Origin of the sequence: Sideroxyarcus emersonii (genome assembly GCF_021654335.1) — a bacterium.
GTDB lineage: Bacteria > Pseudomonadota > Gammaproteobacteria > Burkholderiales > Gallionellaceae > Sideroxyarcus > Sideroxyarcus emersonii.
Genome location: NZ_AP023423.1, coordinates 2250441 through 2272537, shown reverse-complemented (window position 1 = coordinate 2272537; position 22097 = coordinate 2250441). Strand labels below are relative to the sequence as shown.

Below are 22097 nucleotides of genomic sequence, written 5' to 3'. Positions count from 1 at the left end.
TTACTTCTGGAACTCGAACTCTGCGAGCAATATGTGGTGGTCCGACGCGCTGGTCGGCTTCACCGTGTAGCGTACCGGGCGCAGATGCCGGCTGTGGAAGATGTGGTCGAGCACGAACGGACGGTGGCGCCAGGTGACCTCGGTGGTCTGCACGGAGCGATAGCCGGCATCGGCGAACTGGTGGATCAGCGAATCGCGGTTGCTGACATTGAAGTCGCCGGCGATCAGCGTCGGTCCGTGCGTACGGCGCAGTTGTTCGACGACGAGCTGGCGTTGCTGGAGGTGCCGCTCGCTGGACGAGTTGAGCATGAAGTAGGCCAGCAGATGGGTGTTGAACAATTGCACTTCGCGGCCGTACAGCGTGGTCTTGGCGCCGATGAGCAGGCGGTCGGTCGGTGTTTTCTTCTCGCCCTCGAATTCGAACTCGATCGGCGGCGACGGCAGTTCCATGCGGAACATGTCGCGCAACGGCGTTCTGGAAAAGATCGCCAGGCCGATACCGAAAGGCAGTTCGCGCGGATCGGCCTTCGGGTACGAGAAATAGCTGTGATAGCCTTCGAGCGCGGCCTTCAGACGGGTGTAGTTGGGGGGCGGATCGAGCTGTACGCCGCCGGGCAGCGCATGTTCCACTTCCTGCAGGATGATGATGTCGGCGTCAAAGCTGCGGATTTCCGCGATGGTCAGATCCAGATCGATCGGTGCCTGCACAGTCCCGGAGTCGTCCCATATCTGCCCGAACTGCATGTTGAACTGCATGACTTTGAATGTGCTCATGGGTAGCTATGATGCCATTGCAATCGTTTCATGCAAACCATTGTGTAATAAATACCTTCTGTTGCAAATCGGCCATCCGACAGGCGCGCGGCAAGGGAATGTCCCGTCTCTCCTGAAATGTGCCGGTGACGGTGGATGCGGGCACGGGGCGCAAGATCGCGGCGCACCGCGTGGCGCCGACGAACGGTAGTCCGCCGGGCGCAGGCTGACGGCGTCATTTCTTCCTGAGCAGTTTTTCGAACTCGGCCGCAGGCAGTGGCGGGCTGGTGAGATAGCCCTGGTACAGGTCGCAGCCCTTTGCCTGCAGGAAGCCCAACTGTTCCGCGGTTTCGACGCCCTCGGCCAATACCTTGAAGCCCAGCGTATGGCCCATCGCGATGATGGTGGCGGCGATCTCCATGTCGTCCTGATGGAAGGGAATGTCGTCGACGAAACTCTTGTCGATCTTCAGGATGTCGAGCGGGAAGCGCTTGAGGTAGGCGAGCGAGGAATAGCCGGTGCCGAAATCGTCGATCGCCAGGCGGATGTCCTGCGCGCGCAGCAGGTGCAGCATCTTGACGGCATCTTCTTCCTGCGCCATCAGCGCGCTCTCGGTCAGTTCCAGTTCCAGGCGGTCGGCCGGGAAGCCGGTCTCGGTCAGCACCTTGGACACCAGTTCCACGATATTGCCGCGCATGAACTGGTGCGGCGAGAGATTCACTGCCAGCGTCAGGAACGGCAGACCTGCGGCGATCCATTGCGCCCCCTGCCGGCAGGTCTCGCGCAGCACCCATTCGCCGATGGCGCCGATCAGGCCGGTCTCTTCCGCCAGCTGGATGAAATTTACCGGCTGGATCAGGCCGCGTTCGGGATCTTGCCAGCGCACCAGCGCTTCGGCGCCGACGATGTGGCCGTTCGCGATATCGACCTGCGGCTGGTAATACACGCGCAACTGGTTTGCCCCGATCGCATGACGCAGCCGGATCTCCAGTTCCAGGTGTTCGCCGGCGGCGCGGGTGAGTGCATCGGTATAGAAGCGGTAGGTGCTGCGGCCCTGCTTTTTGGCCTGGTGCATGGCGGCGTCGGCATGCTGGATCATTTGCTCGGCATTGTCTCCGTCGTTGGGGAAGATGCTGATGCCGATGCTGGCGCCGATGAAGATTTCCTGTCCGCTGGGCAGCACGAAGGGTTGCGACAACTGTTCAAGCAACATCCTGGCCACGATGGCTGCGTCTTCCGGACTGTTGATGTGCTCCAGCACCAGCAGGAACTCGTCGCCGCCCAGCCGGGCCAGCATGTCCTCGCTGCGCATGTGCATGGTCAGGCGTTCGGTCAGTTTGACCAGCAGCTCGTCGCCGATCAGGTAGCCCATGCTGTCGTTGATGTTCTTGAAGCGGTCCAGATCGAGATACAGCACGCCGAGCTGTGTGCGGTGCCGCTGCGCATGCGCCAGCGCGTGGGTCAGATGCGACTGCAGCAGCAGCCGATTGGGCAAGTCGGTGAGCGGATCGAAATGCGCCAGGTGTTCGCGTTCCGCCTCGGACTGCTTGAGCTGGCTGAGGTCGGACGAGATGCCGACGTAATGCGTGGTTTTGCCCTGATTGTCGAGTACTGCACTGATGGCCAGCCAAGTGGGATAGATTTGACCGTCCTTGCGCCGGTTCCATACTTCGCCCTGCCAGAATCCAGCCTCGCGGATATTGCCCCACATCTTCAGGTAGAAATCCCTGCCCTGGCGGCCCGAATGCAGGATGCGCGGATTCTTGCCCAGCAGTTCCGCTTCGCTGTATCCCGTGTGCTTTAAGAAAGACTGGTTGGCGGCCAAGATGTTTCCATCCAGGTCGGTGATGATGATGCCGTTGTGACTGTGCTCGAACACGGTGGCGGCCTGGTGCAACGCATCCTCGGTCTGTTTTCGATCAGTAATGTCGCGGAAGAACCCCATCAGGTAGGATTTGCCGCCTATCATGACCGGTGCGGCATTGATGTCCGCATACAGGATAGAGCCGTCCTTGCGGGTTACAGGCAGGTTTGGAGCGAGCGTGATTTTACCGTTCACTTGCTGGTCGAACCTGGTCAACACCTCGGGCAGGTCGCGCTCTGGGTGGATGTCGTCCACGCCGAGCTGGAGCAGTTCCTCGGCACTGTAACCCAGCATGCGCTGGATCGCCGGGTTGCTCATGACGAATTTTTTGGTCGTCGCATCCGCAAGCAGTATGCCATCGACAGCATTGCTGAAGATGTTGCGGAAGCGTTCCTCGCTTTCGCGCAGCGCCGCCTCGGCGCGTTTGTGCTCGCTGATATCGTCGCTGACGACGACGAACTCTCCGGGTGCCGGGCTGTAGATGGAAAAGGAGAACCATTTGTCCAATGCGGCCAGATAGTGTTCCCAGCGTGTCGGCTCGCCGGTCTGGGCGACCTTGCCGAACACCTGCAACGAGTCCGGGTTGGCTGCGGCATAGCCGGGGATCACTTCGCTGACCTTCTTGCCTATCACATCCCTCAGGCCAGTGGTCTGCGCAAAGGCCGGGTTGACGGCGATGAACTCGTAGTCCACCGGGATGCCGTCGCGGAAGATCATGCGGTAGTGGGCGACACCGTTCAGCATGTTGTCGAACAGCGAGCGGTAGGTTGCCTCGCTCTTGCGTAGTGCCAGTTCTGCGCGCTTGCGCTGGGTGATGTCGTCGACCAGCGCGACGATATAGTTGGCCTTGCCGTCGGCTCCGCGCGTGCATTTGACGTTGATGTTCGCAGCGATGGTGCTGCCGTCCTTGCGGATGAATCGCTTTTCCAGGGTATAGCCGTCGAGCTCGCCCGCCTTCATGCGCTCGAATTGCGCAATGTTGCTGTCCAGATCATCAGGGTGGGTGATGTCGGCCCAAGTGGTCTGCTGCAATTCGGCACGGGTGTAGCCGAGCATGTCGCACAGGCGGTCGTTCGCATACAGCCACGCCTTGCTGTCCGCCGAACTGATGGCCATTCCGATGAAGGGCAGGTCGTAGAACAGTTTGAGCTGCTTGTCCTTGTCCGTTGCTTGCCGGAGCAGTTTGCGCATCAGCAGGAACAGCAGCAGCGCGGTGGCGGCGACGAAGAACAGGCCAGTGAACAGGTTGATCCATAGCGCCAGTGCGTGCTCTGGCAGGAACAGCGCCAGCAGTTTGTCGGAGAGGAATATCCACAGGGCGGCAAGTATCCCGTAGAGCAGGGCGATGCCAGCAGGAGTCAGGTGTTTGCTCATCGAACTGGGATTCTGGTTGTAGTGCAGGCAATGTAGTCGGTAGCGGGGGCGGATGCAACATCACCGGGCATTTGCGATATGCCGGCAGGGTCAAATCTGGGTGAAGACCGCGACCACCCAGTAGCGTGCGAATTTTCCGATGGCGATGAACAGCGCGGCCTGCCACCAGCTGAGGCGCAGCCAGCCGGCGGCGAGGCAGAGTGCATCGCCGATCAGCGGCACCCAGGCCAGCATCAGCGCGGGTGTGCCGTATTTCCGCACTTTTTCGACATGCTTGAGTTGCTGCGTCTGCGGCAGCAGCCAGCCCATGCCGAAGGTCACCATGCCGCCCAGCGTGTTGCCGAGCGTGCCCAGCAACAGCGCAGGCCAGAACAGTTCGGGGTGGAGCTTCAGTACGCCGAACAGCACGGCCTCGGAACCGCCCGGCAGCAGCGTGGCGGCGAGGAAGCTGCTGACGAACAGGCCCCACAGGCTGAGGTCGCTGCTGAGGATGGCGTTCAGGGTATCCATCGGCGGGATGACAGAGGAAGTTGGGGCGAAGGATATTTTCGCATTCTTGATCAGTACATGCGGTGGCGGAACAGCCAGCCGGCGATGATGAAGGAGGCAAGGCCGATCAGCGCCATCGGCCAGAACTGGGAAAGCAGCAGGTGGAACGGCAAACCTTCCAGGAACACGCCGCGCAGCACCACCAGGAAATAGCGCATCGGGTCGATCAGGGTGATGGCCTGCACCAGCGCGGGCATGTTCCTGATCGGGGTGGCGAAGCCGGACAGGATGATGGCTGGCACCATGAAGATGAAGGCGCCCAGCAATCCCTGCTGCTGGGTGAGAGCGAGCGAGGAGATCATCAGGCCCACGCCGACGCCGGAAAGCAGGAACAGCGCGATACCTGCATATAGGGTGAGCAGACTGCCGAGCAGCGGCACCTTGAACCAGAACACTGCGGCCAGCACGATCAGGCTGGATTCAGCCATGCCGATGATGAATCCCGGCAGCGTTTTCCCGATCAATATCTCCACCGGGCGCAAGGGCGTGACCAGCAGCTGGTCGAATGTGCCCTGCTCGCGTTCGCGCGCGACCGACAGGGCGGTGACCAGCATGGTCACCAGCAGCGTGAGGATGCCGACGATGCCGGGCAGGAAGAACCAGCGGCTCTCCAGGTTGGGATTGAACCAGGCTCGCGTCTCGATGTGCGACGGCGGCAGGCTGCCGCCATGGCTGGCAGCCCACTCGCGGTTGAAGCGGTCGACCATGACGCTCACGTCGTTGATCGCCAGCATGGCGGTGTTGGAATTGCGGCCATCCACAATGATCTGCAGCGCTGCCGTCCGCCCGGCCTGCAGGTCCGCGCTGAAATGCGGGCCGACGTGAACCACCATCAGTACCTGCTTGCCGTCGATCAGCGGGGCGATCTGCTGTTCATGATCGACCTGCGCCACCTGGGTGAAGCTGGGCGAGCCGTCGAAGGACGCGAGCAATTCGCGCGCTGCTGCGCCGCGGTCTTCGTTGTAAACGGCGAAAGGGACGTTCTTCAGGTCGAATGTCGCGGCGTAGCCGAACACCACCAGCTGGATCAGCGGCGGAACGATCAGCACCAGCCGGCTGCGCTTGTCCTTCAGCAGCGTCAGGAATTCCTTCAGCATCAGTGCGAGTATCCGTCCGGGCATGGCTACTCCAGTCGCTTGCGCGCATTGCGCCAGGTCAGGCCGAGAAAGACCGAGGCGAGGATCAGCAGTCCCAGCGCATTCGGCAGGATGACGCTCCACACGTCGCCGGCGAGGAAGACGGTCTGCAGGATCGCCACGTAGTAACGCGCGGCGATCAGGTGGGTGATGAGCTGCACCATCGGGGGCATGCTGCCGATGTCGAAGATGAAGCCGGAAAGCAGGAACGCGGGCAGGAAGGTGGCGACCAGCGCCACCAGCCCGGCCACGAACTGGCTGCGCGCCACGGTGGAGATCAGCAGGCCCATGCCCAAGGCGGTGACGAGGAACAGCGCCGAGGCCGCGAACAGTACCCACAGCGAGCCGCGCAAGGGCACATCGAACATCCACAGCGCCATGCCCACCGCCAGCACCAGCCCGCCCAGGCCGAGGATGAAGTAGGGCAGCAGTTTGCCGACGATCACTTCGCTCATCGACAGCGGCGTGACCAGCAAGGCCTCCATCGTGCCGCGCTCCCATTCGCGCGACATCACCATCGCGGTGAGCAGTGCGCCGATCAGCGTCATGATGATGGCGACCAGCCCCGGCACCAGGAAGTTGCGGCTGCGCAGCTCGCCGTTGAACCACACGCGCTGCTCCAGCCGGACCGGCACGTCCGGCGACAGTCCGCGCTGCAGCTCATAGTGTTCCAGCCATTTGCCCCATGCCCCTTGCACGTAGCCGGTGACGATGCGCGCGGTGTTCGCATCCACGCCGTTGACGATCAGCTGGACCGGCGCGCCGCCGGCCTGGCGCAGCTGCTTCGCGAAATCCTCGCGCAACACCACGATGGCGCTGGCGCGTCCGGCCAGCATCGCCTCCTGCGCGGTGGCGGCGTTGTCGTACAGGCGCGTGTCGAAATAGCGCGACTGGTGCAATGCGGCGGCGAAGTCCGCCGTGTCCGCTCCCGGCTGTTCCACCACCAGCGCCAGCGGGATGTGCTCGGAATCCAGTGATACGCCGTAGCCGAACAGCAGCAGCAGGAAGATCGGCATCAGGAAGGCGATCGCGATGCTGCTCGGGTCGCGCACGATCTGCAGGAATTCCTTGCGCATCAGCCCGCGCAGGCGCATGCCGGCATTGCCGGCTCGCTCGCTACGGTTTCCATCGCCATGGGTCATGCTGCCACCTCCCGCTGCTCGTGCGCGCGGATCAGCGCGACGAACGCGTCTTCCATGGTCGGCTCGGGCAGCTGCACGGAGCGCGCCTGGTTCTTGATGCTGGCCGGCGTTCCCAGCGTGAGTATCTCGCCGGACGCCATGATGGCAAGCCGGTCGCAGTATTCCGCTTCTTCCATGAAATGGGTGGTGACCATCACGGTCACCCCCTGGCCGGCCAGCACGTTGATGCGCGACCAGAACTCGCGGCGGGCCAGCGGATCGACCCCGGACGTGGGTTCGTCGAGAAAGAGGATGTCCGGCTCGTGCATCAGCGCACACGCCAGCGCAAGACGCTGCTTATAGCCGAGCGACAGGTCGCCGCTGCTGAATTCGGCGACGGCTGCCAGCTCGAATTCCTGCAGTGCCCAATCGATGCGCTGTTTGCCTTTTTTCCCGGACAGGCCGTAGATGCTGCCGAAAAAACGCAGGTTTTCCGCCACGCTGAGATTGCCGTACAGGGAGAACTTCTGCGACATGTAGCCGATGCGCGCCCGTGCCGCGGCGGCGGCATGGCGCAGGTCGGCGCCGGCCACGCGCAGCGTGCCGCCGCTGGGCGGCAGCAGCCCGCACAGCATGCGGAAGGTGGTCGATTTTCCCGCGCCGTTCGCTCCGAGCAGGCCGAACACCTCGCCCCGGGCGACCGAGAATTCAAGGTTGTTCACCGCGTAGAAGTTGCCGAAGCGGCGCTGCAACTGGCTCACTTCGATGACGGGCTGGCCCGGGACTGCTGTAGCAAACCGCGATGCGGGCGGTTCGATCAACGCAGGCAGCACGATACTGCTGCCGCCGGTGTTCGCCTTGAGCAGAGAGATGAAGCTGTCCTCGAACCGCGGTGCAATGGGGTTCAGCACAATGCCGCCTGCCTCGGGCAGCAGCCTGTCAGAGCCGGACGGGGCGACATCCGCCATCACCACGCGGATGTGATCGCCCTGTATCAGGCTGTCCAGCACGCCCGGCGCCTGAGCCAGACGGGCCAGCAGCATGCGCTTGTCGGTGTTCGCCGTATCGACCTCGTAGGTGCGGCCGCGCATGGTGTCGCGCAATTCGCCGGGTGTACCCTGTGCCAGCAGGCGGCCCTCATGCAGCAGTACGACTTCGTCGCAGCGTTCCGCTTCGTCCAGATAGGAGGTGCTGAGCAGCACACTGGTGCCGTGTTCGCGCACCAGGCGGTACACGATGTCCCATAACTCGCGCCGCGACAGCGGATCGACGCCGACCGTCGGTTCGTCCAGCAGCAGCAGCGCGGGTTGGCGCACCAGCGCGCAGGCGAGGCCCAGCTTCTGTTTCATGCCGCCGGAAAGCCGTCCCGCCAGGCGTCGGGTAAAGGGTTCCAGTCCGGCCATGCGCATCAGTTCGGCATAGCGTGCCGTGCGTTCCGCTGCGGGTACGCCCTGCAAGTCGGCATAGAGATCGAGATTCTCCTGCACGGAAAGATCTTCGTACAGGCCGAAGCGCTGCGGCATGTAGCCGATCGCGCCCTGCACCTGCAGCGATTGCGTGGCCGCATCCAGGCCGAGCACGCTGATGCTGCCTGCATCCGGCAGCATCAGACCGGCGGCGAGGCGCATCAGCGTGGTCTTGCCTGCGGCATCGGGACCGACCAGGCCGGTCACCAGGCCATGGCGGACGCGGAAGCTGACTTGCTGCAACGCCCGCACCTGCCGAGCACCGGCATGGAACGACTTGGAGATGTCGTTGACTTCGAGCGCGATCTGGCCGGCGGTTGTCACGGGTTCCTCAGGAATCCCGGCAACGGTCTGCGTCCTGCGCGGCTGGCTGTCCAAGAGTGATGTTCACCGTGGCAGGCATGCCCATGCGCAGCTCGCCCTGCGGGTTGCATACGAAGATGCGTACCTGGTAGACCAGGCTGCTGCGCACTTCGGTGGTCTCCACCGATTTCGGCGTGAATTCCGCGGTCGGCGAGATATAACCGATCCAGCCCGCATAATGCTTGCCGGGGAAACTGTCGGTGCTCACCGTGGCGCGCATCCCCGGCTGCAGCTTGCCGAGATTTGGTCCCTGGACGTAGGCGCGCACCCAGACCGGATCGGTCAGCGCCAGCGTATAGACGGGGCGCTGCGGCGATGCCATGTCGCCGGGCTCGAGGATGCGTTCCTGCATGATGCCGTTGTCCGGCGCATACAGCGATGCGTCGGCCAGCGCCTTGCGCGCCACTTCCAGTGCGGCCCGGTTGGCTTGCAGCATGGCCCGTGCCGCCGCGATGTCTTCACGGCGCGGTCCCAGCCGCGCGAGCTTCAGGGTTTCCTGCGCCGCCCTGTACCTGGATTGTGCCGCATCGGCCGCCGCCAGTGCGTCGTCCGCCTGCTGCTGTGCGACGAAATGCTGCGCGGCCAGCTCCTTCGTTCTTTGATAGGTATGCGCGGCATTGTCGGCGGCGATGCGCGCCGCGTCGGCGTCGGCGTCGGCCTTGCTGATCTCTTCCGGGCGGTTGCCGGCTTCCAGCCGGGCAAGCACCTGCTGCTGCGATGCGAGCTGTGCCTGCTGCAGCTCGACCGTGCGGGCCAGGCGTTCGGAATCCAGCGTTGCCAGCAGCTGGCCTTTTTTGACGGCTTCGCCCTCCCTCGCCAGCAGGGTGGCGATGCGTTCGGAACCGTTGAACGCCAGCTGCACCTGGCGGATATCGACGTTGCCGTACAGCGTCAGCGCGCCGGCATCGGCATCCGGCCGATTGCCGAAATGCCATGCCGTGAAACCGGCCGATCCCAGCATGCCGGCAACAAGGAAGAACAGCAGGAGTTTTCGTTTCATGGGCGTCTCCGTGGTGCCGGATGTGGCGTCAGCGTATGTATCAGGCGGTCGAGGCCGCTGCGCACTTCGGCGGCGGATTCCCTGTTCAGCCTGGCCTGGTGCATGACGGCGAGGCCGATAATGGTGGCATGGAACAGCAGTGCGGCCTCATCGTCGGCGGCGATGCCTGCCTGTTCCAGCAGGTGGCGGATCGACAGACGTACATGTCGGATCAGCTTGCGCAGCGGCTTGCGGATGTCGGGATCGCTGTCGGACGCGACGATCAGGCCCAGCAGAACCCGCGGCGGCAGGCCATCGATCAGGAGTCGCGCGAGACCGTCTGCCAGCGTTTTTTCCCGCGGGTTTGCCTGCAGTTGTGCGGCAATCCTGTCCATCAGGCCGTGCAGGGTGAATTCGGCGATGGCCAGCAGCAGGTTCGCCCGCTTGGGGAAATAATAGGTCAGGTGGCTCTGCTTGATGCCGGCTGCCTGCGCGATCTGCGGTTGCGTCAACGCGCTCACGCCTTTCTCGCGCAACAGTGTCGAGCCTGCGATCAGGATGCTTTGCTTGATGCTCATGGCGCCACCCGGAGAATGTTTCGTTTGGTAAGGCTACCAATTTTGCCGGCAAACTTCAAATGCCGGCCGGGGGGGATGGAAAAGCGCGGTTATTGCCCGCGCAATGCGGAGAAGACCTTCCTGGCCAGATCTCCGGCGGCCTGCAAAGGATGGGCGCGTATCTCCTTTTCCTGCTCGGCCATCATCAGGAACAGGCCGTCCAGCGCCTTGCGCGTGATGTAATCCTCGAGGTTGGCATCCTGCTGGCTGACCAGGCCGAGTTGAGCGCCTTTGCCGGCAAACCGGTCATAGGTTCGGGCCAGGCCGACATTCTGCATGGACTGCGTGACGATGGGCTTGAATCTTGTGCCCAGCGCGGTTTCGGTATTGCGGCGGAAATATTGCGTGGCGGCGTCATCGTTGCCGAGCAGGATTTCCCTGGCGTCGGTCACCGTCATGTTCTTCACCGCTGCGAGCAGCAGCGTTCTGGCTTCGGGAACGGCAGCTTCAGCGGCGCGGTTCATGGAGGTGATCAGCTCATCCGGATATTTGCCGAGGCCGAGCCTGCGCATGGTGTGGTCGGCCCGTTGCAGGTTATCCGGCAGCGGAATACGCACCTTGTCGTTGCCCAGGTAACCGTTCTCTTTGGCGAGATTGGTCACGGCGGTTTCCGCACCCTGTGTGAGCGCCTGTTTCAGGCTGGTGGTTTGTTCCTGGGCAGAGAACTGTGCCAGCCCGGAGGGCTTGGCAGCGGGAGCGGCCGAAGTTGTGGCGGGCTGCTGCTCCAGTTCGTTCAGTCTGCCCTTGAGCTGGTCCAGGTCGAACGCGCTGACGGGCATGCTCAACGCGAGCATGCCGAGCAACAGGGCACGTTGCATCATTTCTTCTTCGGTGCCAGCAGGTCGGTGATGGTGCCTTCCGCCATCTCGGCCGCGAAGCACAGCGTTTCCGACAGTGTCGGGTGCGGATGGATGGTGAGGCCGATGTCTTCCATGTCCGCGCCCATCTCCAGCGCCAGCACACCTTCGGCGATCAGTTCGCCGGCATTCACGCCGACGATACCCATGCCGAGGATGCGGCGTGACTTCGGATCGAGCAGCACCTTGGTCGAACCTTCTTCGCGCGCGATGGACAGCGCACGGCCGGAAGCGGCCCACGGGAAGGACGCTTTCTCGTATTCGACGCCCTGTGCCTTGGCCTGCGTCTCGGTCAGGCCCATCCAGGCGATCTCGGGGTCGGTGTAGGCCACGGAAGGAATGGTCAGCGGCTCGAAGAAGGCCTTGTGCCCGGCGATGTTTTCCGCTGCCACCTTGCCTTCGTGCACCGCCTTGTGCGCCAGCATCGGGTCGCCGACGATGTCGCCGATGGCGAAGATGTGCGGCACGTTGGTGCGCATCTGTTTGTCGACCGGGATGAAGCCGCGTTCATTTACCACGAGCCCGGCTGCTTCGGCATTGATCTCGCGGCCGTTCGGGCGGCGGCCCACCGCCATCAGCACCTTGTCGTAGACCTGCGCTTCGGCAGGGGCCTGCTCGCCTTCGAAGGTGACCTTCAGGCCGACCTTGGTCGCTTCGATCTTGGTGACCTTGGTCTTCAGCATGATGGCTTCGTAGCGTTTGCCGATGCGGGTGTGCAACGGCTTGACCATGTCCTTGTCCGCGCCCGGCATCAGCTGGTCCATCAGCTCGACCACCGAGATCTTCGCACCCAGCGCGTCATATACGGTGGCCATCTCCAGGCCGATGATGCCGCCGCCGATCACCAGCATGCGCTTGGGCACATCCTGCAGCGCCAATGCGCCGGTGGAATCGATGATGCGCGGGTCGTCGTAGGGGAAGCCGGGGATGCGTGCCACGCTGGAGCCGGCGGCGACGATGGCGTGGTCGAAGGTGACGACTTTCTTGCCTTCGGCAGTTTCCACCTCAAGGCTGTTGGGCGAGGTGAACTTGGCCACCCCGCGCACCACTTGCACCTTGCGCTGCTTGGCCAGTCCGGCGAGGCCGCCGGTGAGCTTGCCGATCACGCTTTCCTTCCAGCTGCGAATCTGGTCGATGTCGATCTTCGGCTTGGCGAAGGTCACGCCGTGATGGCTGACTTCTTCCGCTTCGTTGATGACCTTGGCCACATGCAGCAGCGCCTTGGACGGGATGCAACCGACGTTGAGGCAGACACCGCCGAGCGAAGCGTGCTTCTCGATCAGCACCACCTGCTTGCCGAGGTCGGCAGCGCGGAACGCCGCGGTATAGCCGCCAGGGCCGGCGCCGAGCACCACCACTTCGGCATGGATGTCGCCTTTGACGGAGTGCTGGGTGCCGGGTGCCGGGTGCTGAGTCGGGGCGGGGGATGGCTGGGGGGCAGCCGGAGCAGCCGCTACTTTGGGCCCGGCACTCGGCACGCATACCTCGGCACTGTCGAGCAGCAGGATGACCGAGCCTTCACTGACCTTGTCGCCGACCTTGACCTTCATTTCTTTCACCGTGCCGGCGGCGGGCGCGGGTACGTCCATGGTGGCCTTGTCGGTCTCCAGCGTGATCAGCGCCTGTTCCTTGTCCACGCTGTCGCCGGCCTTGACGGCGATCTCGATGACGGCGACGTTCTTGAATCCGCCGATGTCAGGCACCTTGATTTCGATGGTTTGGCTCATGTCGTTTCCTCTTTCGATTCAGATTTTATATTTCTTGTCAGATGCGGATCTGCCCGTTGCCGAGCACGATATATTTCTGCGACGTCAGTCCTTCCAGACCGACCGGGCCGCGCGCGTGGATCTTGTCGGTGGAGATGCCGATCTCGGCCCCCAGCCCATACTCGAAGCCGTCGGCGAAGCGGGTCGATGCGTTCACCATCACGCTGCTGGAATCCACTTCGCGCAGGAAGCGCATCGCCCGGGTGTAGTTCTCGGTGACGATGCTGTCGGTATGCTGCGAGCCGTAGGTGGCGATGTGGGCGAGCGCTTCGTCCAGGTCGGCGACCACCCGGATGCTGAGGATGGGCGCGAGGTATTCCGTGTGCCAGTCCTCTTCGGTCGCGGCCTTCATCTGCGCGACCAGTTTGCGCGCCGCATCGTCGCCGCGCAGTTCGACACCCTTGTCCAGATAGATCTTGCACAGTTCCGGCAGCACCTGCGCCGCGACGCCGGCATGCACCAGCAGGGTTTCCATCGCGTTGCATACGCCGTAGCGGTGGGTCTTGGCGTTGTCGGCGATGCGGATGGCCTTGGCGAGGTCGGCTTCGTCGTCGATGTACACATGACACACCCCGTGCAGGTGCTTGATCACGGGGATGCGCGCTTCGCTGGAAACGCGCTCGATCAGTTCCTTGCCGCCGCGCGGCACGATCACATCGACATGCTCTTTCATGGTGATGAGCTCGCCCACGGCGGCGCGGTCGGTGGTCTTGATCACCTGGACCGCGGTTTCGGGCAGGCCGGCCTCGCGCAATCCCTGGTGCACGCAGGCAGCGATGGCCTGGTTGGAATGGATGGCTTCGGAGCCGCCGCGCAGGATTGCCGCGTTGCCGGACTTGAGGCACAGGCCGGCGGCATCCGCGGTCACGTTGGGCCGCGATTCGTAGATGATGCCGATGACGCCGAGCGGCACGCGCATCTTGCCGACCTGGATGCCGGAAGGACGGTACTTCATGTCGCTGATCTCGCCGATGGGGTCGGGCAGGGCGGCAATCTGCTGCAGGCCTTCGGCCATGCCCTTCACCGTCTTCTCGGTCAGCGTGAGCCTGTCCACCGAGGCGGCATCCAGTGCATTGGCTTTCGCGGCGGCGACGTCCTTGGCATTCTCGGCGATCAGCCGGGCGCTGTCGCGCAACATGGCGTCGGCGATGGCAAGCAGCGCGCGGTTCTTGGTGGAGGTGTCGGCCTGTGCCATCAGGCGCGATGCGGCGCGCGCCTGCTGTCCGACGGACTTCATGTATTGCTTGATATCTTCCATGATGGTTCCAATGTTGCGAGTGGCGAGCATTTTAGCATTCCGCTTGCGCTAGAATGCGCACTCTATTCATAGAGAGCGCGCCATGTCCGACATTCTCAACAAGATCCTGGCGGTCAAGAACCAGGAAGTAGCGGCCGCACTGTCGGCCAAGCCATTGCCGTCCATTCGCGCCGAAGCCGAACAGGCTGCGCCGGCGCGCGATTTCGTCGGTGCCATCCGCGACAAGATCGCAGGCGGGCACGCCGCGGTGATCGCGGAGATCAAGAAAGCCAGTCCCAGCAAAGGGGTGATCCGTGCCGATTTCCGCCCGGCGGAGATCGCACGTAGCTATGCCCGGCACGGAGCGGCCTGCCTGTCGGTGCTGACCGACGAACAGTTCTTCCAGGGCAGCGCGGAGTATCTGCAGCAGGCGCGGGCCGCCTGCAGCCTGCCGGTGCTGCGCAAGGATTTCATGGTGCACGAGTATCAGGTCTACCAGGCGCGGGCGATGGGGGCGGATGCCATCCTGCTGATCGCGTCGGCCCTGACCCTGAACCAGATGAAGGCGCTGGAGAAACTGGCGCACAAGCTGGGCATGGCGGTGCTGGTGGAAGTGCACGACGGCAAGGAGCTGGAGATCGCGCTGCAGCTGGCGACGCCGTTGATCGGCATCAACAACCGCAATCTGCGCACGTTCGAGGTCAGCCTGCAGACGACGCTGGATCTGCTGCCGCGCATCGCAGCCGCGGACGCGGGCAACGACCGCATCGTGGTCACCGAGAGCGGCATCTTCACCGCGCAGGACGTGCAGCTGATGCGTGACCACCAGGTGCATGCCTTTCTCGTCGGCGAGGCGTTCATGCGCGCGGACGATCCGGGAACCGAGCTGGCCAAAATCTTCGGTGGTGCATGAGCGCGATCCATCCCTCCGAGCTTTCGTTCATCGTCAGGCATGCGCCGTTCGACCGCATGGAAACGGAGCACATGCTGTGGATGATGGAGCGCATGCATCTCGGCTATTACGCGGAGGGCGAGGTGATCGTTTCTCCCCAGCAGGGCGCGGTCGACCGCTTCCTGGTGATCAAGCAGGGCATGGTGCACGGCGAACAGAACGTCGCCCATGCCTCCGAGGCCGATACCTGGCTGGAACTGGCGGAAGGGGAGTGTTTCCCGCTCGGGGCGTTGCTGGCCAGCCGGCCTGTCGCCAGCGTCTACCGTGCCGGCAGCGACTCTTTCTGCTATGAACTGGGCGCCGAGGATTTCCGCCGGCTGATCGACATGAGCGCCGCGTTCCGCGATTTCTGCACGCGGCGCATCGCCAACCTGCTGGAACATTCCAAGCAGGTCATCCAGGCGCAGTACAGCCATTCGAGCGTCGAACAGCAGTCGCTGGCCAGCCCGCTGTCGGCGATCATCCGGCGCGCGCCGGTCACCTGCCTGCCGCAGGCGACGGTACGGCAGGCGCTGAAGCTCATGCACGAACAGCATGTCGGCTCGATGGTGGCGGTGGATGAAGGCGGGCGCCCCTGCGGCATCCTGACGCTGCCCGATGTGCTGGAACGCATCGCCCTGCCCCAGATCGATCTCGACCAGCCGGTGATCGGCGTGATGTCGAAGCAGCTGGAGACCTTGCCGCCGCACGCGCTGGCGTACGAGGCGGCGCTGACCATGGCCAGGCAGGGTTTCCGTCACGTGCTGGTGGTCGAGGATGGGCGATTGCTTGGCCTGGTGACGGAAAAGGACCTGTTTGCCTTGCAACGGGTGGGGCTGCGCCAGATCGGCATGACCATCCGGCATGCCGATACCGTCGAGGTGCTGCAACAGGGCGCGGCGGACATCCGCAGCATGGCGCATAACATGATGGCGCAGGGCGTGGCGCCGGAGCAGCTGACCCAGTTCATCTCCACCTTCAACGACCTGCTTGCTGCCCGCGTGGTGGAGCTGGAGTTCAAGGCCAGCGGCCTGTACGACACTCCCCTGCATGCCGGCATGTGCTGGATGGCGCTGGGGTCGGAAGGGCGTTTCGAGCAGACGCTGAACACGGACCAGGACAATGCGATCATCTTCGAAGTGCCGCCCGGCATGACCGAGGACCAGGTGCGCGAGACGCTGTTGCCGGTGGCGCGGCGCATCAACGAAAGCCTGGCGCTGTGCGGCTTCCCCTTGTGCAAGGGCGAGATCATGGCGAGCAACCCCAGATGGTGCCTGTCGCTGGCGGAATGGAAGCAGGCCTTCTCGGCCTGGATCAGGGGCGGCACGCCGGAATCCCTGCTGTATGCCAGCATCTTCTTCGACTTCCGTGCCTTGTATGGGGCGCAGCATCTGGCCGGGGACCTGCGCGAGTGGCTGGCGCGCGTGGCCAGCGACAACAGCCGCTTCCTCTACATGATGGCCGAGAACGCCTTGCGCAACCGGCCACCGCTGGGCGTGATCCGCGATTTCGTCCTCAACGATTCGAACCGGATCGACCTCAAGCTCAACGGCATCACACCGTTCGTGGATGCGGCGCGCATCTTCAGCCTGGCGGTCGGCGTGACGCAAACCAATACCATCCAGCGCCTGCGCCTGAGCGCGGCGAAGATGAACCTGCCCGAATCGGAGATCGAGGCCTGGATCGATGCGTTGCTGTTCATCCAGGTGCTGCGCCTGCGCCATCACGACGAATCCAGCGCCAGGGGCCAGAACGACAAGGCGCTGGATAACCTGATCGACCCCGCGTCGCTGAACGAACTGGACCGCCGCATCCTCAAAGAGGCCTTCCGTCAGGCGCGCAAGGCGCAGGCCAAGCTGCGACTGGATTACCAGCTTTGAGAAGGCTGCTGCAACGCTGGTTCGCCCCCGCGCCGCGCCTGAGTGCGCAACAGAAAGCCCGCCTGGCCGGCTGGCGCGCACTGCCCGCTGCGGGCGACGGCGACGATCTCCAGCATGGGCGCTATGTGGTGGTCGATGTCGAAACCACGGGCCTGAACCTGATCACCGATACGCTGATCTCCATCGGGGCGGTGGCGGTGGTGGACGGGCGCATCGCGCTGGGCGACAGTTTCTCGGTCGTGCTGCAGCAGCAGCAGAGCAGCGCCAAGGAGAACATCCTGGTGCACGGCATTTCCAGCACCGCGCAACGCGATGGCGTCGATCCCGTGGAGGCCTTGCTGGCCTTTCTCGAATATCTGGGGCCGTCGCGGCTGGTGGCTTTCCACGTCGCATTCGACGAGACCATGATCCGGCGTGCCGTGCGCCAGTATCTGGGGTTCTCGTTCAGGCACGAGTGGCTGGATCTGGCGTATGTGATGCCGGCCTTGAACCGCCCTCTGATGGAGAGCCACCGTACGCTGGACGACTGGATCGGGCGCTTCGGTATCCGCATCGAGGCCAGGCATAATGCGCTGGCGGACGCATTGGCGACCGCGCAGCTGTTCCAGGTCGCTGCCGCCCAGGCGCGCAAGAAAAACATCAATGATTTCGGGGGCTTGTACGGTCTCGAAAAGTCGCATCGCTGGTTGCGCGATGTAAGCTAACCGTAAGATTCCTGACGTAACCTTATATGCGGTAGCGCGAATGGGTGGAGGGAAATCCATTCTGAGTTAGTTTATTGTTTTGCTGGATGTTTTTGATAATTGTCGTTTACGGAGGGAGGAAGTCATGTCCGAATTGATTGCAAGCAAGATACAGAGCAATCCGAAATACCTTCAGCTGGTCAGGCAGCGCGATACGCTTGCCTGGACACTGTCTGCGGTGGTTTGCGTGATGTATTTCGGTTTTACCCTGATGATCGCGTTTGCCCCAGATGTCCTCACCCAGCCTATTGCGGCCGACAGCGTGATCCCGCTCGGCATGCTCATGGGCGTCGGTGTGATCCTGGCATCCTGCGTGCTCACGGGGGTTTACGTCTACAAGGCGAACCAGACCTTCGATCCTATCGTCAGTGAAATCGTGCGCGAGGCTTCCAAATGAAAATATTCAAGAACACGTTCTTTGCTTTGCTGGCCATGATCGGGGTGTTCGCTTCCGGCCTGGCTCAAGCCGCCGATGCGGCAGTCTCGGCGGTGGCTACGGCATCCGCCGTGGCATCGGCTTCAGCCGTTGCGCCGGCCGCCGCACCTGCGGAAGTGCCGCTCAACTGGCACGCCATCGTGATGTTCGTGCTGTTCGTGGCGGTGACGCTGGTCATCACTTACTGGGCCGCGACCCGCACCAAGACGGCGAGCGATTTCTACGCTGCCGGACGCGGCATCACCGGTTTCCAGAACGGCATGGCCATCGCCGGCGACTACATGTCGGCAGCCTCTTTCCTCGGGATCGCCGCACTGGTCTATTTCAACGGCTTTTACGGCCTGCTGTTCTCGGTGGGCTGGCTGGTGGGCTGGCCGATCATCCTGTTCCTGATCGCAGAGCGCCTGCGCAACCTCGGCAAGTTCACCTATGCCGACGTTGTCTCGTTCCGCCTCAAGCAGGGTCCGGTCCGCACCATGGCGGCGATCAGTTCCCTGATCGTGGTCATCTGGTACCTGATCGGTCAGGCCGTGGGTGCCGGACAGCTGCTGCATACGCTGGTGCCGCAGATCTCCTATCGTGAATCGATCGTGGTCGTCGGTGCGCTGATCATCACTTACGTTACCTTCGGCGGCATGAAGGCCACGACCTGGGTGCAGATCATCAAGGCCGGCCTGCTGCTGGGCGGCGCCACCATGATGGCGATCGGCGTGATGGCACACGAGAACTTCAGTTTCGCCAAGCTGTTCAATGACGCTGTCGCGGCTCACCCGAAACACCTGGACATCATGAAGTCCGTGGTGCCCATCGGGGCGAAGGCCAATCCGATCGAATCCATCTCCCTCGGATTGACGCTGATGTTCGGTACTGCCGGCTTGCCGCACATCCTGATGCGTTTCTTCACCGTCACCGACTCCAAAGCGGCGCGCAAATCGGTGCTGTACGGAACATGCTTCATCGGCTTCTTCTACATCCTGACCTTCATCATCGGTTTCGGCGCGATCGTCCTTGTGGCCAACAACCCGGAGTATGTGGCTGACCTGACCAAGAGCGTGCTCGTGCTCAAGGGTGGCGGCAGCATGCCGGCGGTCTATCTGTCGCACGCGCTCGGCGGCGACTTCTTCCTCGGCTTCATCGCCGCGGTCGCTTTCGCCACCATCCTGGCCGTGGTATCGGGCCTGACGCTGGCAGGCGCTTCCGCACTGTCGCATGACATCTATGCGAACGTGATCATGAAGGGCACGGCGACCGAGAAGCAGGAAGTATGGATGTCGAAGATGATGGTGATCGGTTTGGGTGTGCTCGCCGTGATCCTGGGTATCGCCTTCGAGAAACAGAACGTCGCCTACATCGTGGCGCTGACCTTCTCGATCGCGGCCTGTACCAACTTCCCGATCCTGGTCCTGTCGCTCTTCTGGCGCGGCCTGACCACACGTGGCGCGGTACTCGGCGGCTATACCGGCGTGTTCGGTTCCATCGGCCTGCTGATCATCGGCCCGACGGTCTGGACCAAGGTGCTGGCCATGGGCCCCGCCATCTTCCCGTATGACTTCCCGACCTTCGTCGTGTTGCCGACCGTGCTGATCGTCGCTTATATCGCCTCGATCACCGACAACAGCGAAAGCGCGAAGAAAGAACGGGCTGCGTTCGATGCACAGATGATCCGTGCCGAGACCGGCCTGGGCGCCGAAGTGGGCGCTTCGCACTAGGCAGTAGCGGGTTGCATCAGGAAAGGCCACCGGGTCGCCCCGGTGGCCTTTTCATTTGCGCCGCAGCGGCTGCATCGCTTCAGTTCGCGGCGCTGGGGCTGCGCAGCGGAAAGCGCACGCTGATGCGCGTGCCGATGTCGCCGCTGCCGGCGCCCAGCTTCAGTTCGGCACCGTGGCGCTTGGCGACTTCGGCGACGATGGAAAGGCCGAGGCCGCTGCCGCTCTGCCCGCTGCCGAGGACGCGATAGAAGCGTTCGAACACGCGTTCGCGGTGTTGCGGCTCGATGCCGGGGCCGTTGTCTTCCACGCTCAACTCGGGGCCTTGAGGCGTCGCCCGGACGGCGACGGTGATGTGTCCGCCCGATTGGGTATAGCGGATCGCGTTGTCGACCAGGTTGTTGAGCATCTCCGCCAGGCTGGTGGCATCGCCATGCACCTCGATCATCGTGGAGGTGCCTTCGTAGCCCAGGTCGATGTCCTTTTCCAGCGCCATCTGCACCCAGTTGACGGTGCATTCCTGCGCCAGGCGGTTCAGGTTGAGCACCGCGAAATTGTCGGTGCGCTGTGCGTCCGGCTCGTTGCGGGCCAGTGCGAGCAGCTGGTTGACCAGGCGGATGCCATGCCGGGTGCTGGTGTGGATGTGTTCAAGCGCATGCTGTTTGCGTTCCGGGTCGTCCGTGCGCAGGGCCAGTTCGGATTGCGTCTTCAGGCCTGCGAACGGCGTGCGCAACTGGTGCGCGGCATCGGCGACGAAACGCTGTTGTGCCGCCATCACCAGCTTCAATCGTTCCAGCAGGTTGTTGACGGCATCGATCAGCGGACGCACCTCGGCGGGGGCCTTGCTGCCGTCGAGCTGGCTCAGGTCGTTGCGGCGCCGGTTGACCACTTCGTGGCGTAATTGTTCGAGCGGGCGCAAGCCCTGTTTCAGGCCATACCACACCACAGCCAGTGCGATCAGCGTCAGCAGCAGTTCCGGGATGACGATGTTGGCCAGGATGCCGCGTATCAGTGCCTGGCGCTGCTGCGTGGTTTCGGAGACATGCAGTTGCAGCACCCCGTTACGGGAAGGGAAGGTCAGGCTGACCATGCGCGTCTTCTGTCCTTCACGTTCGCCATTGCTGAACAGCGGGCCTTTGCGGTCACGCCGGTAAGACAATGGCCGCAAGGTGTTGCCGTTGCCGGCGAGCTTCCTGCCTTCGCTGTCGGTCACGGTATAGAGCACCCGGTCCGGCATGCCCAGGTCCGAACCGTCGGGCAGGGTGGGAACCACATCCAGCTTCTCGTGGCCGCTGCCCAGCTGGAGTTCGGCCGCCACCTCGTTGGCGCGCTGCAGCAATACCAGGTCGTAGGGCTGGTTGGCGTAGTTGATGGTGGCGAAATAGCCGACGATGGTGCTGACGATCCACAGCAGGTAGAGGGAGATCAGTAAGCGCTGCATCAGGTAGCTGCGCAGGGAACGGATGTTGTTTTCCATGACGCTCCTTATGGGTCTTGCCAGGTTTGACGGTGTGTTTGGACAGCGGGAACGAACGCGCCCTCCGGTTCAGGAGGGCAGACTGCCGATGACATAACCCAGGCCGCGTATGGTGCGTATGGTGACACCGGCCGGCTCGATCTTCTTGCGCAAGCGATGGATGTAGACCTCGATGGCGTTGTTGCTGGCTTCTTCCGCATAGCTGTAGAGCCGTTCCAGCAATTGTTCCTTGCTGACCACCCAGCCGGTGCGCAGCATCAGCGCTTCCAGCACGCTCATCTCGCGGGTGGTCAGTTCGAGTGTGGTGCCGCTGATCGCGGCGCGGCGCCCGACGCTGTCGAAGGTCAGCGTGCCGCAGGTATAGACCGGATTCACGCCGCATTGTCCGCGCCGTATCAGTGCGCGCACGCGGGCTTCCAGTTCGGGCAGGCTGAACGGCTTGATCATGTAATCGTCGGCGCCGAGGTCCAGGCCTTTGACCCGGTCGCCTTCGGCATCGCGCGCTGTGAGTATAATGACGGGGACCTGGCGGTTGTTCTCGCGCAGACTGCGCAGCACGCTGAAGCCGTCCACCTTGGGCAGGCCCAGATCGAGGATCACGAGGTCGAACGGTTGTTCGCCGCTCAGGATCAGGTTGGCAGCGAGGCCGTCCTTGACGCAGTCGACGGCATAACCCGACTGGCGCATGGAATGGCATAAACCATCCGCCAGAACTTCGTCGTCTTCGGCGATCAGGATACGCATTGGGTGTAAGTACCGTGTAAGGATTGAGGGTTAAGTTCCTTCCATGGGACGAGTGGATGTCAGGTATCGCACCCGCCCTGCTTGAGAGACATTCTAAG

At 63.1% G+C, this 22097-nt stretch carries 18 protein-coding genes; 5 read left to right on the top strand and 13 right to left on the bottom strand.

Going from position 1 to position 22097, the window contains the following annotated elements; translation table 11 throughout:
- From L6418_RS10960 to L6418_RS10910, 11 genes are all read right to left on the bottom strand, one after another.
- Positions 1–774, bottom strand: a complete 774-nt coding sequence (locus tag L6418_RS10960; RefSeq protein ID WP_237246959.1) for an endonuclease/exonuclease/phosphatase family protein — start codon at positions 772–774, stop codon at positions 1–3.
- A gap of 214 nt (positions 775–988) precedes the next feature.
- Positions 989–3991, bottom strand: coding sequence for a PAS domain S-box protein (locus L6418_RS10955; RefSeq protein ID WP_237246958.1), 3003 nt, complete (start codon positions 3989–3991; stop codon positions 989–991).
- Between the two features lie 90 nt (positions 3992–4081).
- Complete coding sequence (locus L6418_RS10950) at positions 4082–4501, bottom strand: YqaA family protein (protein WP_237246957.1); 420 nt, start codon at positions 4499–4501, stop codon at positions 4082–4084.
- A 50-nt stretch (positions 4502–4551) separates the two neighbouring features.
- Positions 4552–5661, bottom strand: coding sequence for an ABC transporter permease (locus L6418_RS10945; protein WP_237246956.1), 1110 nt, complete (start codon positions 5659–5661; stop codon positions 4552–4554).
- A 2-nt stretch (positions 5662–5663) separates the two neighbouring features.
- The gene (locus L6418_RS10940) at positions 5664–6818 is read right to left on the bottom strand and encodes an ABC transporter permease (protein ID WP_237246955.1); all 1155 of its coding nucleotides are present in this window, start codon (positions 6816–6818) and stop codon (positions 5664–5666) included.
- Positions 6815–8587 (bottom strand): ATP-binding cassette domain-containing protein, encoded by a 1773-nt coding sequence (locus L6418_RS10935; protein WP_237246954.1) that lies wholly within the window; start codon positions 8585–8587, stop codon positions 6815–6817. The genes L6418_RS10940 and L6418_RS10935 overlap by 4 nt, the downstream gene beginning before the upstream one ends.
- Before the next feature lie 7 nt (positions 8588–8594).
- A complete protein-coding gene (locus tag L6418_RS10930) occupies positions 8595–9626 on the bottom strand; it encodes an efflux RND transporter periplasmic adaptor subunit (protein WP_237246953.1) in 1032 nt (343 codons plus the stop codon).
- Positions 9623–10183 (bottom strand): TetR/AcrR family transcriptional regulator, encoded by a 561-nt coding sequence (locus L6418_RS10925; protein ID WP_237246952.1) that lies wholly within the window; start codon positions 10181–10183, stop codon positions 9623–9625. The genes L6418_RS10930 and L6418_RS10925 overlap by 4 nt, the downstream gene beginning before the upstream one ends.
- Before the next feature lie 89 nt (positions 10184–10272).
- On the bottom strand, positions 10273–11043 hold the full coding sequence (locus L6418_RS10920; RefSeq protein ID WP_237246951.1) for a DUF4197 domain-containing protein: 771 nt from the start codon (positions 11041–11043) through the stop codon (positions 10273–10275).
- Positions 11040–12806: a dihydrolipoyl dehydrogenase gene (gene lpdA / locus L6418_RS10915; RefSeq protein WP_237246950.1), complete on the bottom strand. Its 1767-nt coding sequence runs from the start codon at positions 12804–12806 to the stop codon at positions 11040–11042. The genes L6418_RS10920 and lpdA overlap by 4 nt, the downstream gene beginning before the upstream one ends.
- A 37-nt stretch (positions 12807–12843) precedes the next feature.
- The gene (locus tag L6418_RS10910; protein ID WP_269807811.1) at positions 12844–14133 is read right to left on the bottom strand and encodes a glutamate-5-semialdehyde dehydrogenase; all 1290 of its coding nucleotides are present in this window, start codon (positions 14131–14133) and stop codon (positions 12844–12846) included.
- A gap of 52 nt (positions 14134–14185) precedes the next feature.
- On the opposite strand from L6418_RS10910, the gene trpC reads away from it, so the two are divergent.
- From trpC to actP, 5 genes are all read left to right on the top strand, one after another.
- Entirely contained in the window at positions 14186–14995 is an 810-nt protein-coding gene (gene trpC / locus L6418_RS10905; protein WP_237246948.1) for an indole-3-glycerol phosphate synthase TrpC, read from the top strand.
- The gene (locus tag L6418_RS10900) at positions 14992–16893 is read left to right on the top strand and encodes a DUF294 nucleotidyltransferase-like domain-containing protein (protein WP_237246947.1); all 1902 of its coding nucleotides are present in this window, start codon (positions 14992–14994) and stop codon (positions 16891–16893) included. Before trpC ends, L6418_RS10900 begins: the two co-directional genes overlap by 4 nt.
- Positions 16890–17597, top strand: coding sequence for a PolC-type DNA polymerase III (locus tag L6418_RS10895; RefSeq protein WP_237246946.1), 708 nt, complete (start codon positions 16890–16892; stop codon positions 17595–17597). Before L6418_RS10900 ends, L6418_RS10895 begins: the two co-directional genes overlap by 4 nt.
- A 124-nt stretch (positions 17598–17721) precedes the next feature.
- A complete protein-coding gene (locus tag L6418_RS10890) occupies positions 17722–18033 on the top strand; it encodes a DUF485 domain-containing protein (RefSeq protein ID WP_237246945.1) in 312 nt (103 codons plus the stop codon).
- Positions 18030–19781, top strand: a complete 1752-nt coding sequence (gene actP, locus L6418_RS10885) for a cation/acetate symporter ActP (protein ID WP_237246944.1) — start codon at positions 18030–18032, stop codon at positions 19779–19781. Before L6418_RS10890 ends, actP begins: the two co-directional genes overlap by 4 nt.
- A gap of 79 nt (positions 19782–19860) precedes the next feature.
- Here actP and L6418_RS10880 read toward each other — a convergent pair whose 3' ends face one another.
- Both L6418_RS10880 and L6418_RS10875 read right to left on the bottom strand, forming a co-directional pair.
- The gene (locus L6418_RS10880) at positions 19861–21255 is read right to left on the bottom strand and encodes an ATP-binding protein (protein WP_237246943.1); all 1395 of its coding nucleotides are present in this window, start codon (positions 21253–21255) and stop codon (positions 19861–19863) included.
- A gap of 69 nt (positions 21256–21324) precedes the next feature.
- Positions 21325–21999 carry a response regulator transcription factor gene (locus tag L6418_RS10875; RefSeq protein WP_237246942.1) on the bottom strand — a complete coding sequence of 225 codons (675 nt, stop codon included), beginning with the start codon at positions 21997–21999 and terminating at the stop codon, positions 21325–21327.
- Positions 22000–22097: the final 98 nt, after the last annotated feature.

Coding starts and splice junctions, on each gene's coding strand:
- L6418_RS10890 (WP_237246945.1), top strand. CDS start 17,722: ATGTCCGAATTGATTGCAAGCAAGATACAGAGCAATCCGAAATACCTT.
- L6418_RS10950 (WP_237246957.1), bottom strand. CDS start 4,501: ATGGATACCCTGAACGCCATCCTCAGCAGCGACCTCAGCCTGTGGGGC.
- L6418_RS10955 (WP_237246958.1), bottom strand. CDS start 3,991: ATGAGCAAACACCTGACTCCTGCTGGCATCGCCCTGCTCTACGGGATA.
- lpdA (WP_237246950.1), bottom strand. CDS start 12,806: ATGAGCCAAACCATCGAAATCAAGGTGCCTGACATCGGCGGATTCAAG.
- L6418_RS10925 (WP_237246952.1), bottom strand. CDS start 10,183: ATGAGCATCAAGCAAAGCATCCTGATCGCAGGCTCGACACTGTTGCGC.
- L6418_RS10875 (WP_237246942.1), bottom strand. CDS start 21,999: ATGCGTATCCTGATCGCCGAAGACGACGAAGTTCTGGCGGATGGTTTA.
- L6418_RS10945 (WP_237246956.1), bottom strand. CDS start 5,661: ATGCCCGGACGGATACTCGCACTGATGCTGAAGGAATTCCTGACGCTG.
- L6418_RS10920 (WP_237246951.1), bottom strand. CDS start 11,043: ATGATGCAACGTGCCCTGTTGCTCGGCATGCTCGCGTTGAGCATGCCC.
- trpC (WP_237246948.1), top strand. CDS start 14,186: ATGTCCGACATTCTCAACAAGATCCTGGCGGTCAAGAACCAGGAAGTA.
- L6418_RS10900 (WP_237246947.1), top strand. CDS start 14,992: ATGAGCGCGATCCATCCCTCCGAGCTTTCGTTCATCGTCAGGCATGCG.
- L6418_RS10940 (WP_237246955.1), bottom strand. CDS start 6,818: ATGACCCATGGCGATGGAAACCGTAGCGAGCGAGCCGGCAATGCCGGC.
- actP (WP_237246944.1), top strand. CDS start 18,030: ATGAAAATATTCAAGAACACGTTCTTTGCTTTGCTGGCCATGATCGGG.
- L6418_RS10880 (WP_237246943.1), bottom strand. CDS start 21,255: ATGGAAAACAACATCCGTTCCCTGCGCAGCTACCTGATGCAGCGCTTA.
- L6418_RS10910 (WP_269807811.1), bottom strand. CDS start 14,133: ATGCTCGCCACTCGCAACATTGGAACCATCATGGAAGATATCAAGCAA.
- L6418_RS10930 (WP_237246953.1), bottom strand. CDS start 9,626: ATGAAACGAAAACTCCTGCTGTTCTTCCTTGTTGCCGGCATGCTGGGA.
- L6418_RS10960 (WP_237246959.1), bottom strand. CDS start 774: ATGAGCACATTCAAAGTCATGCAGTTCAACATGCAGTTCGGGCAGATA.